This window comes from Streptomyces sp. NPDC028298 (assembly GCF_055565895.1).
The window spans coordinates 869,070-879,272 of sequence record NZ_JBVHTL010000003.1; the positions used below are offsets into that span (position 1 = coordinate 869,070).

Consider the following 10,203-nt stretch of genomic DNA (forward strand, 5'->3'; position numbering starts at 1 on the left):
ATCCGGAATACAATGGAATGGCCGTCGCTGACGGGCCAGTACGCAGATTTCCCCTGGTATTGGGGGTACGCGAACACCATGTACACCGCGAGCCAAGATCTGATCACAGCCAGCTCATCGCTGAACGCGGGCGCCGCCTTCATCGGCGGCCTCATCATCGCCGGTGCCCTCGTCTGGGCCGTCCGGATGGGCATCAGGGTCCGGAACCTGGAATCGCGCCCGCCCACTCCCGAGGAGCAGCCGAGGCTGCCGGACGGCGGGGCGGTGCACGAGGAGCGCGAGATGCGAGAACCCGACGAGGTCCCGCACGCCGTGGACGAGAGTGAGCGGCTGATGCCGTACAACATGCACTCCGCGGGCACGAAACACGCCGATGACCAGCACCGCAAGCGCTGGCAGCCCGGATCCAGCGGGTCCTTCGGCAGCGGCGGACCCGGCAGGACCTGAGCCGGGACCGAAGGAGCCGACCGCCGCGCGCGGCCGGCTCCTTCACGTCCGCGCACCCGGTCCCGGATTACGGGAGATCGGCCGCCGAGTCCTCGGGAGCGAGGTCGGGACGCAGTCGCAGCCAGGACGGCTGGCGGAGCAGTCCGGCACGCGTACGGGTGCTGTAGCGGACCTCGCCCACCAGCCGGGGGAGCACCCAGCGCGCCTCGGCCGCCCGCGGGACGGTGTCGAACGGACAGCGGCCCGTCTCCGCGGCCCGCAGCAGCCGGGCGAGTTCGGCCCGTTCGGCCGCGTTCCAGCCCGTGCCCACGCTCCCGACGTAGCGCAGCCCTCCCTCGGCGCGCTGGCCCACGAGCACGGCGCCGGGCAGTCCGGACAGGCGCCCTTTCCCGGGGACCCAGCCGCCGACGACGACGTCCGCGGTCCGCATGTTGCGGATCTTGATCCAGGACCGTGAGCGCACGCCGGGCTCGTACACCGAGTCGAGCCGTTTGCAGACCAGCCCCTCCAGACCGCTCGCCCGTGTCGCCCGCAGGGCCTCCTCGCCGTGCCCCACGAGTGCCGTCGGCGTCGACCAGAACGGGCCCTGCAGAGAGAGGTTCTCCAGCGTCTGCCGCCGTCGCGCGTAGGGCAGGCCCGTGAGATCGCCGTCCAGATGCATGACGTCGAACAGGACGAGATGAGCGGGCGCCTGCCCGGCGCGCCGGGCTGCCCGGTCCGGCGACCGGGCCAGACCCATACGGGACTGCAGGAGCTGGAAGTCGCCCCGGCCCTGGTCGTCCAGGACCAGCACCTCGCCGTCCAGGACCGCAGCCGTCGTGCCGAGCACACCGCCGAGGGCCCGCAGTTCCGGGTAGGCGGCGGTGATGTCCTCGCCGGAGCGGGCCCGCAGGGTCACGCTGCCGTCCCCGGGGAGATACACCACGGCCCGCTGACCGTCCTGCTTCGTCTCGTACGCCCACCGCATGTCCTGACCGGGGGCCGGCAGCGGTCCGGGTGTCGCGAGCATGGGCGCGATCAAGGTCAGCTTCACACCTCCTGTCTGGACCCGCCACCCCCCACCCACGCGTCCCCACCCCACGTTTCCCCTGAACGGCCCCACCGGCTCACCGCGGCCTGCCGTCCGCGGCCTTCAGCCCCAGCCGCCGGTGCAGTGCCTCCGGATCGGTGCGCCGCGCCGTGGCGTACGCGTCCTCGAAGAAGGGGAAGACCACACTGCCCCGCCTGGCGCGTTCGGCCCGGATGTACGGCTCCAGGACCTCCCACGTCCGCATCAGGCGGTAGTGCGTCAGGCTCGTCAGGATCTCCGAGTTGACGATGTCGAAGCGCATCATGATGGAGACCGCCTCGAAGACGAACGCGACGTTCCACGCGCGGTACTTGGCATCGCCCGGCAGGAGATCGATGCCGTCGTCGGGGCTGTGCTGCGAGGCGAGCTCGAACAGCACCCAGCGCTGGTCGCGCTGGAACTCGGGGTCGCGGATGTGCGTCAGCAGCACTTCGGTCGTCATGGCCAGGTCGCTGTCCGCCCGGGCCCGTCCGATCTGCCGGACGACCCCCCAGGTCGACGCCGCCAGAGCCATCACCGACATCACCAACGAGATGATGTTGAACACCTGAACCGTCCTCCCCCGGCAGACCGCACGCGCGTTCCTTCCTGATACCCGCGCGAGCGGTCCGTCGGAACCCGGGGGAGGCCCGGATCGGAGCCCTAGCCCTCCAGCGCCCGGGTGATCAGTGTCTGGAGGTACAGGCCGCGGTGGGCGTCGAGGGGGCCCGGCTGGTTCGTGCGGACGGCCGTCGCGAACTCGTGGCGCAGTACGGGCCAGGACTCCTCGTGGTCGAGGGCTCCGAAGTCCAGGGCCAGCTCGGGGTGGCGGCCGAACAGTTCGACGCGGGTGATCCCGCGCTCGACCTCGACCGAACCCGACAGGGAGGCCTGGCTCACGGCGCCGCTCTCGTGCTCGCAGGTGAGTTCGAGCCAACGGCGCGGGTCCCCGGCGCCGCGCACCCGGACGATCGGGCCCAGGGCCGCGTCCAGCAGATCGAGCAGATGCGGTCCGAGGTCGAGGAGCGCTCCGTGCTCCAGGCGCCACGGGGTCGCGAAGTCACCGCCCAGGAACGCGCCGCTGATACCGCAGGACCGCGCGCCCGAGACGTCCAGGGTCCGCGCCGTCGCGAGGAACCGCCGGGCCGCCGGGTGGTAGCGGTTCGTCAGGACGAGCTGGGACACCACGCCCGAGGCGTCGATCGCGTCCACGAGCCGCCGTGCCGCGGGCAGGTCGAGCGCGAGCGGCTTCTCCAGGAGCAGGGCCTTGCCCGCCTCGGCCGCCCGTACCGCCAGTTCGGCCTGGACCGAGGGCGGAACCGAGAAGGCCACCGCCTCGCAGCCGTCGAGCAGTTCCTCGAACGAGGCGGCGACCCCCGCGCCGTACGGAACCGCCGTCTCGCGAGCGGCCTCCGGCCGGCGGGCCCACACCGACGTCAGCACCGTCTCCGGTCCGGCGGCGAGCACCCGGGCGTGCACGGCCCGCGCCCAGGGCCCCGCGCCGACGAGCCCCACCCTCACGGGTGCGTGGTTCCAGGTGGGCGAGGTGGTGGTCACGGCATCTCCTCTGCGCTGTACGGGGTCTGACACGCCGTCGGCCGACCGCGTCGACGCGAGGGAACGACGGCTTGCGACGCCGGATCCTCGGACGTGTGGACCGACTTCATCACGGTGTTCCGGTGTTCGGCCAGCGGTCGGCGCCCAGGCGCGAAAGCCCGGCGCGCGATCCCGGAAAGCGCGCCTCTGTCGGTCCCCGCCGCCCGCGCGCCATCATGCCGGACATGGATCCCACACAGGACAAAGCAGGCTTCCGAGGCGGTACGGGCCTGCCCGCGCTGCCGGAGGACTGGGAGCGGTGTCTGGCCGTGGCCGCCCACCCGGACGACATCGAGTACGGCACGGCCTGTGCCGTCGCACGCTGGACGGCCCAGGGCAAACAGGTGAGCTATCTGCTGGCGACCAGGGGAGAGGCCGGCATCGACGGCCTGCACCCGGACCGCGCGGCGCCGCTGCGCGAGGCCGAGGAACGGGCCGGCGCACGGCGGGTCGGCGTCGAGACCGTCGAGTTCCTCGATCACCGCGACGGAGTCGTCGAGTACGGCACCCCGCTGCGCCGGGAGATCGTGCGCGCGATGCGCCGCCACCGGCCCGACGTCGTGGTGTCCGGCGCGTTCACGGTACGGATGATCGGCGGCATGACCAACCAGGCGGACCACCGGGCGGTGGGCCTGGCCGCACTCGACGCGGCCCGCGACGCGGGAAACCGCTGGATCTTCCCCGAACTCGCCGACGAGGGACTGGAACCCTGGAACGGCATCCGGATGGTGTGCCTCGCCGGAGCGGAACAGCCCACGCACGGCGTCGACGTCACCGGCGAACCCCTCGAACGCGGCATCGCCTCCCTTGAGGCACACGCCGAGTACACCAAGGGACTGGGCGCGGGCGCCTTCGAACCGCGCCCGTTCCTCACCTGGGCGGCCGGCATGGGCGGAGGCGCGCTCGGCGTCGAGTCCGCCGTCCTCTTCGACGTCCACCAGCTCGTCCCCGACGGTCCGCCGCCCTGGGTGTGAGCACGAGGGGCCCACCGGCCCCCGCGGGACGGCCACGACTTGACCTGATCGTGGGGGCCGAGGAGGGGACGGACTCATAGGCTGTGCGGGAGTGATCACCGTCGAACCGGAGGAGCGAACGTGACACCACGCCCGCACGAGGCCGCACGACGCACAACCGTCCTTCGCCGCGAGGCCGTCGTGGCGGCCGTCCCCGTGGCCCTCGCCGCCCTGCTCACCGCGGCGGGCCCCGCCACGGCGGCCGGGACCGTGGGCGCCGCCGGCGCGGGAGACCCGTACTTCCCCCTCTCGGGCAACGGCGGCTACGACGTCCACCACTACGACCTGACGCTCGGTTACGACCCGCACAGCCGCAACCTCGACGGCAAGGCGGTCATCACCGCCAGAGCCACCCAGCGCCTGAGCCGGTTCGACCTCGATCTCAGCGGGCTGAAGGTCACCGGCGTCACCGTCGACCACACCAAGGCCGCGTTCCGGCGCGAGGGCCGGGAGCTCGTCGTCACCCCGAAGGACACCCTGCGCAAGGGCCAGGAGTTCCGCGTCACCGTCACCTACTCCGGCACCCCGAAGCCGGTCACCGACCCCGACGGTTCCCCCGACGGGTGGATCCCCACGGACGACGGCGCGTTCGTGGCCGGCGAGCCCCAGGGCGCGATGACCTGGTTCCCCGCCAACAGCCACCCCACGGACAAGGCGTCGTACGACTTCACCCTGACCGTCCCGAAGGGGAGCACCGCCGTCGCCAACGGCGTCCTGCTCGGGCAGCGGACCGCGAACGGCCGGACCACCTTCCGCTGGCGCCAGTCCGAGCCGATGGCGGCCTACCTCGCCACGGCGACCGTCGGCACGTTCAAGGTCGAGCAGTACACGACCCGCGACGGCCTCAAGATCTACAACGCCGTCGACCCCCGCGAGGCGGCCGCCGCCGCACCGGTCGTCAAGAAGCTGCCGTCCGTCCTGGCCTGGGAGAGCAAGCTCTTCGGCCCCTACCCCTTCCGGGCGGCCGGAGCCATCGTCGACCGGGCCCCGCAGGTCGGCTACGCCCTGGAGACCCAGACCCGTCCCGTGTACGACTCCGCGCCCGACCTGGACACCCTGGTCCACGAGAGCGCCCACCAGTGGTTCGGCGACTCCGTCACCCTGACCCGGTGGAAGGACATCTGGCTCAACGAGGGCTTCGCGACCTACGCCGAGTGGCTGTACGCCGAACAGCACGGCGGCAAGAGCGCGCAGAAGGCCTTCGACACGCTGTACGCCACGCCCGCGGGCAAGGACCTCTGGGCCTTCCCGCCCGGCGACCCGGGCAGCGGCGAGCACATCTTCGAGACCCCGGTCTACGCCCGGGGCGCCATGGTCCTGCACAAGCTGCGCACGGCCGTCGGCGATCCCGCGTTCTTCCGCATCCTGCGCACCTGGGCCACCGTCCACCGCGGCGGGCACGGTACGACGGCCCAGTTCATCCGGCTCTCCGAGCGGGAGTCCGGCAAGGACCTCTCGGGTCTCTTCCACACCTGGCTGTTCACGGCCGGAAAGCCCGCCTCGGCCTGAGACGGGCTTCCCGGTGGCTGCGGTCCGGCTCAGGCCGGCCGCAGCCACACCGTCGCGAGCGGCGGCAGCGTCAGCTCGATGCTGGTCGGCCGGCCGTGCATGCCGATCGCCTCGGCCTTGACGGGCTCGGGGTGGACGACGTCGCTGCCGCCGTAGCGGAGGCTGTCCGTGTTGAGGACCTCCTGCCAGGCGGGGACGTCCTCGGGGACGCCGAGGCGGTAGCCGTGCCGGACGGCGGGGGAGAGGTGGGTGACGGCGAGGAGCGGGGTGCCGTCGGCCGCGTGGCGCAGGAACGCGAAGACGTTGTCGTCGGCGGCGTCGCCGACGACCCACGTGAAGCCGGACGGGTCCGTGTCGCGTTCCCACAGCGCGGGCTCACCGCGGTAGAGAGTGTTGAGGTCACGGACGAGATCCTGGACCCCGCGGTGGTCGGCCTCGGCGCAGTAGTCGGGGTCGAGCAGCCACCATTCGGGGCCCTCGGCCTCCTTCCATTCCCCGCCCTGCGCGAACTCCTGCCCCATGAAGAGGAGTTGCTTGCCGGGGTGGGCCCACATGAAGCCGAGGTAGGCGCGGGCGTTGGCGCGCCGCTGCCACCAGTCACCGGGCATCTTGGAGACGAGTGCCTGCTTGCCGTGCACGACCTCGTCGTGGGAGATCGGCAGGACGTAGTTCTCGCTGTAGGCGTACACCATCGAGAAGGTCATCTCGTTGTGGTGGTACTTGCGGTGGATCGGCTCGTGCTGCATGTACTCCAGCGAGTCGTGCATCCAGCCCATGTTCCACTTGAGCCCGAAGCCGAGCCCCCCGTCGGACGTCGGACGGGTCACGCCCTCCCAGGCCGTCGACTCCTCGGCGATCGTGACGACACCGGGGTTGCGGCGGTAGACGGTGGCGTTCATCTCCTGGAGGAAGGCCACCGCGTCGGGGTTGTCCCGCCCGCCGAACTCGTTGGGGGCCCACTGGCCCTCTTCGCGGGAGTAGTCGAGGTAGAGCATGGAGGCGACGGCGTCGACGCGCAGGCCGTCGATGTGGAACTCCTCGCACCAGTAGGTGGCGTTGGCGACGAGGAAGTTGCGGACCTCGCGGCGGCCGTAGTCGAATTCGAGGGTTCCCCAGTCGGGGTGGTCGGCGCGCCGGGGGTCGGCGTGTTCGTACAGCGGGCGGCCGTCGAACTGGGCGAGGGCCCAGTCGTCGCGGGGGAAGTGCGCGGGCACCCAGTCCATGAGGACGCCGACCCCGGCCCGGTGCAGGGCGTCGACGAGGTGCTTGAAGTCGTCGGGGGTTCCCAGGCGTGCGGTGGGCGCGTAGAACCCGGTGATCTGGTAGCCCCACGAGCCGCCGAAGGGGTGCTCGGCGACGGGCATGAGCTGGACGTGCGTGAAGCCGAGGTCGGTGACGTAGGCGGGGAGCTCGTCCGCCAGTTGACGGTAGGTCAGACCAGGACGCCATGACGGGAGATGCACCTCGTACACCGAGAACGGCGCCTCGTGCAGCGGGCGGCGCTTCGCCCGCTCCTTCATCCACTTCGAGTCCTGCCACGCGTACGACGACCGGGTCACCACCGACGAGGTCGCCGGGGGCACCTCGGTGCGGCGGGCCATCGGGTCCGCGCGCAGGGTGCGGGAGCCGTCGGGGCGCGTGATGTCGAACTTGTAGAGCGCCCCCTCACCCATGCCGGGCAGGAACACCTCCCACACACCGGACGATCCGAGCGAACGCATCGGGAACCCGGCGGCGCCGTCCCAGTGGCAGAAGTCCCCGCAGACCCGGACCCCCTGGGCGTTCGGCGCCCACACGGTGAAGCGCGTGCCCTCCACACCTTCGTGGGTCATCGGCTCGGCGCCCAGCGCCCGCCACAGCTCCTCGTGCCGGCCCTCGGCGATCAGATGCAGGTCGAACTCGCCGAGCGCGGGCAGGAACCGGTACGGGTCCTGCGTCTCGAACTCGCCGCTCTCGTACGTCACCACCAGGGTGTAGGCCGGAATCGCGTCGAACGGCAGGACCGAGCCGAAGAACCCGTCGCCCAGGTCGTCCAGCGCCGTGCGGTTCCCGTCCACGACCACCGCCACGCCCTGGGCGTACGGCCGCAGCGCCCGGAACACCACTCCGCCCGGCACCGGATGGGCCCCCAGCAGCGCGTGCGGATCGTGATGGGCGCCGGACAGCAGCCGCCCCCGATCCATGGGGTCCAACGCGGCTGGCTGCGCGGACGGGGCGGCGGGCTTGGCCCGTCGAACGCGGGAGGATGCGGTGCGGGTCACGGCTTGGGCCTCTCGAAGCTGGGAGTGTCGGATCGGTGGGCGGGAGTGCACAGACTGGTCGGTGGTCGGTGGTCGGTGACCGGTGGTCGGTTGAGGTCGGTCGGTGCCGGGTGGTCGCCGGCGGTGGGCGGTCAGGGGCTGTCGGCGAGCCGTCCGACGGCCGCCATGGGCACGGGCAGCCAGTCGGGCCGGTGCCGTGCCTCGTACAGCACCTCGTACACGGCCCGGTCCGTCTCGTACGCGCGCAGCAGTTCGGGTTCCTCGCGCGGGTCCCAGGCCGCCGCGGCGGCGTAGCCCGCGCAGAAGGCCTCACGGCAGCGCTCCGCCCACTCGGGACGCCAGGGCTGCCGGGAGCGGGCCGCGTAGTCGAAGGACCGCAGCATGCCCGCGACATCGCGTACAGGCGACTGGACACGCCGACGTTCGCTGATCGGGCGGGCGGGTTCACCCTCGAAGTCGATGACCGACCACCGCTGCCCGGCGCGCAGGACCTGGCCGAGGTGGAGATCGCCGTGGATGCGCTGGGCGGGACGGACCGCGGAGTCCAGGGCGGCGAGCGCGTCGAACGCCGACCGCAAGCCGGGCGCGTGCGGGCGCAGTTCGGGAACGGAACGGACGGCGGAGTCGAGACGCCCGTGCATCGCCTCCGCGAGCCGCTGGTTGCGGTACGGGCTCGGCGCGTCCACGGGGAAGGCCTCGGCCAGGGTCAGGTGCACCTCGGCGGTGGCCCGGCCCAGTTCGTACGCCTCACCGGTGAAGTCCTGCCGCGAGCCGAGGGACTCGAGGGCCAGCGCCCAGCCGTCGGCGGCGCCGCGCAGGTACGGCTGGAGGACACCGAGGGTCGCCTCCTGCGGCTCCGAGGTCCGGAACCACGCGGCCGGCGCGGGGACGCGGGTGCAGCCCTGCCGGGCCAGGGCGCGGGGCACCTCCAGGTCCGGGTTGATGCCGGGCTGGACGCGCCGGAAGACCTTCAGTATGAAGGCGTCCCCGTAGACCAGCGAGGTGTTGGACTGCTCGGCGTCGAGGAGTCGCGGTGCCAGACCGGACGGCACCGTCACCCGGGGGTCGCGTTCGAACCGCAGCGGTCCCGCCGTACCCGAACGGCGCAGCCGCTCCAGGAGCAGCCCCGCGGCCTTCGGGTCGTGGAAGGCGTCGTAGACGGTCAGGTCGGCCAGCGGGCCGGCGCTCGCCCGGCCGATGAAGGCGTGGGCCAGCCGGGGCGGCAGGACCTCCCGCACACCGAGCAGCAGTTGGTAGCAGTCCTCGGCGGCGGGAGTGCCGGCCGTGCCGTGGGCGGGCGGGCCGAGGTGTTCGGTTCGGACCAGCAGATGCAGACACCCCGGGTACAGCTCGGTGGTCGACAGCAGGGTCAGGTCCGTCACGGGCCTGCCCTTGCCCGCGAACCAGCGCTGCCGCGGCAGCCAGGCGCGCAGCAGCTCGGCCAGCGAGGTGAGCAGCGGAGCGGTGTCGAGGCCGCTCGGACGCTGCAGAGCGGTGTTCGCCATGACGGCACGTCCTTTCAGGGGCGGGCGGGCTGTCGAGGGGTACGCGTTCACGATCGCCTCGTGGTGCCGGGCCCGACCGCGGGGCGCAGCCGGAACCAGTAGAAGCCGTGGCCGGCGAGGGTCAGCAGGTAGGGCAGTTCGCCGATGGCGGGGAAGCGCACGCCGCCGATGAGTTCGACCGGGTGCCTGCCGTTGAAGGCGCGCAGGTCGAGCTCGGTGGGCTGGGCGAACCGGGAGAAATTGTGCACGCACAGCACCAGGTCGTCCTTGTATTCCCGCAGGAAGGCGAGGACGGCGGGGTTGGAGGAGGGGAGTTCGGTGTAGGAGCCGAGTCCGAATGCCTTGTTCTGTTTGCGGATCTCGATCATGCGGCGGGTCCAGTGGAGCAGCGAGGAGGGCGACGACATGGACGCCTCGACGTTGGTGACCTGGTAGCCGTAGACGGGGTCCATGATCGTGGGGAGGAAGAGGCGGCCGGGGTCGCTGGAGGAGAAGCCGGCGTTGCGGTCGGGCGTCCACTGCATGGGGGTACGCACCGCGTCGCGATCGCCGAGCCAGATGTTGTCGCCCATGCCGATCTCGTCGCCGTAGTAGAGGATCGGCGATCCGGGCAGGGAGAGCAGCAGGGCGGTGAAGAGTTCGATCTGGTTGCGGTCGTTGTCGAGGAGGGGGGCGAGGCGGCGGCGGATGCCGATGTTGGCGCGCATACGCGGGTCTTTCGCGTATTCCGCGTACATGTAGTCGCGTTCTTCGTCGGTGACCATTTCGAGGGTGAGCTCGTCGTGGTTGCGCAGGAAGATGCCCCATTGGCAGTTGCCGGGGAT

At 71.8% G+C, this 10,203-nt stretch carries 9 protein-coding genes; 3 read left to right on the forward strand and 6 right to left on the reverse strand.

Features of this window, described 5'->3' with window-relative positions:
* Positions 1-78: 78 nt before the first annotated feature.
* Positions 79-447 (forward strand): DUF6479 family protein, encoded by a 369-nt coding sequence (locus ACZ4TO_RS18920; protein WP_382795091.1) that lies wholly within the window; start codon positions 79-81, stop codon positions 445-447.
* 67 nt (positions 448-514) lie between these two features.
* Here ACZ4TO_RS18920 and ligD read toward each other — a convergent pair whose 3' ends face one another.
* The 3 genes from ligD to ACZ4TO_RS18935 all read right to left on the reverse strand — a co-directional run bounded on the left by ligD (position 515) and on the right by ACZ4TO_RS18935 (position 3,052).
* Positions 515-1,480, reverse strand: coding sequence for a non-homologous end-joining DNA ligase (gene ligD, locus ACZ4TO_RS18925; protein ID WP_468024781.1), 966 nt, complete (start codon positions 1,478-1,480; stop codon positions 515-517).
* A 73-nt stretch (positions 1,481-1,553) separates the two neighbouring features.
* Positions 1,554-2,063, reverse strand: a complete 510-nt coding sequence (locus tag ACZ4TO_RS18930; RefSeq protein ID WP_382795094.1) for a DUF4760 domain-containing protein — start codon at positions 2,061-2,063, stop codon at positions 1,554-1,556.
* A gap of 95 nt (positions 2,064-2,158) precedes the next feature.
* Complete coding sequence (locus tag ACZ4TO_RS18935; protein WP_385045399.1) at positions 2,159-3,052, reverse strand: Gfo/Idh/MocA family protein; 894 nt, start codon at positions 3,050-3,052, stop codon at positions 2,159-2,161.
* A 224-nt stretch (positions 3,053-3,276) separates the two neighbouring features.
* On the opposite strand from ACZ4TO_RS18935, the gene ACZ4TO_RS18940 reads away from it, so the two are divergent.
* Entirely contained in the window at positions 3,277-4,065 is a 789-nt protein-coding gene (locus ACZ4TO_RS18940) for a PIG-L deacetylase family protein (RefSeq protein WP_468024782.1), read from the forward strand.
* A gap of 120 nt (positions 4,066-4,185) precedes the next feature.
* On the forward strand, positions 4,186-5,613 hold the full coding sequence (locus ACZ4TO_RS18945; RefSeq protein WP_468024783.1) for a M1 family metallopeptidase: 1,428 nt from the start codon (positions 4,186-4,188) through the stop codon (positions 5,611-5,613).
* 29 nt (positions 5,614-5,642) lie between these two features.
* On the opposite strand, the gene glgB is transcribed toward ACZ4TO_RS18945, so the two are convergent.
* From glgB to ACZ4TO_RS18960, 3 genes are all read right to left on the reverse strand, one after another.
* Entirely contained in the window at positions 5,643-7,925 is a 2,283-nt protein-coding gene (gene glgB / locus ACZ4TO_RS18950; protein WP_468024784.1) for a 1,4-alpha-glucan branching enzyme, read from the reverse strand.
* An 80-nt stretch (positions 7,926-8,005) separates the two neighbouring features.
* A complete protein-coding gene (locus ACZ4TO_RS18955) occupies positions 8,006-9,379 on the reverse strand; it encodes a maltokinase N-terminal cap-like domain-containing protein (protein ID WP_382795105.1) in 1,374 nt (457 codons plus the stop codon).
* Between the two features lie 47 nt (positions 9,380-9,426).
* On the reverse strand, positions 9,427-10,203 hold a 777-nt coding region (locus tag ACZ4TO_RS18960; protein ID WP_468024785.1), incomplete at its 5' end, for an alpha-glucosidase C-terminal domain-containing protein.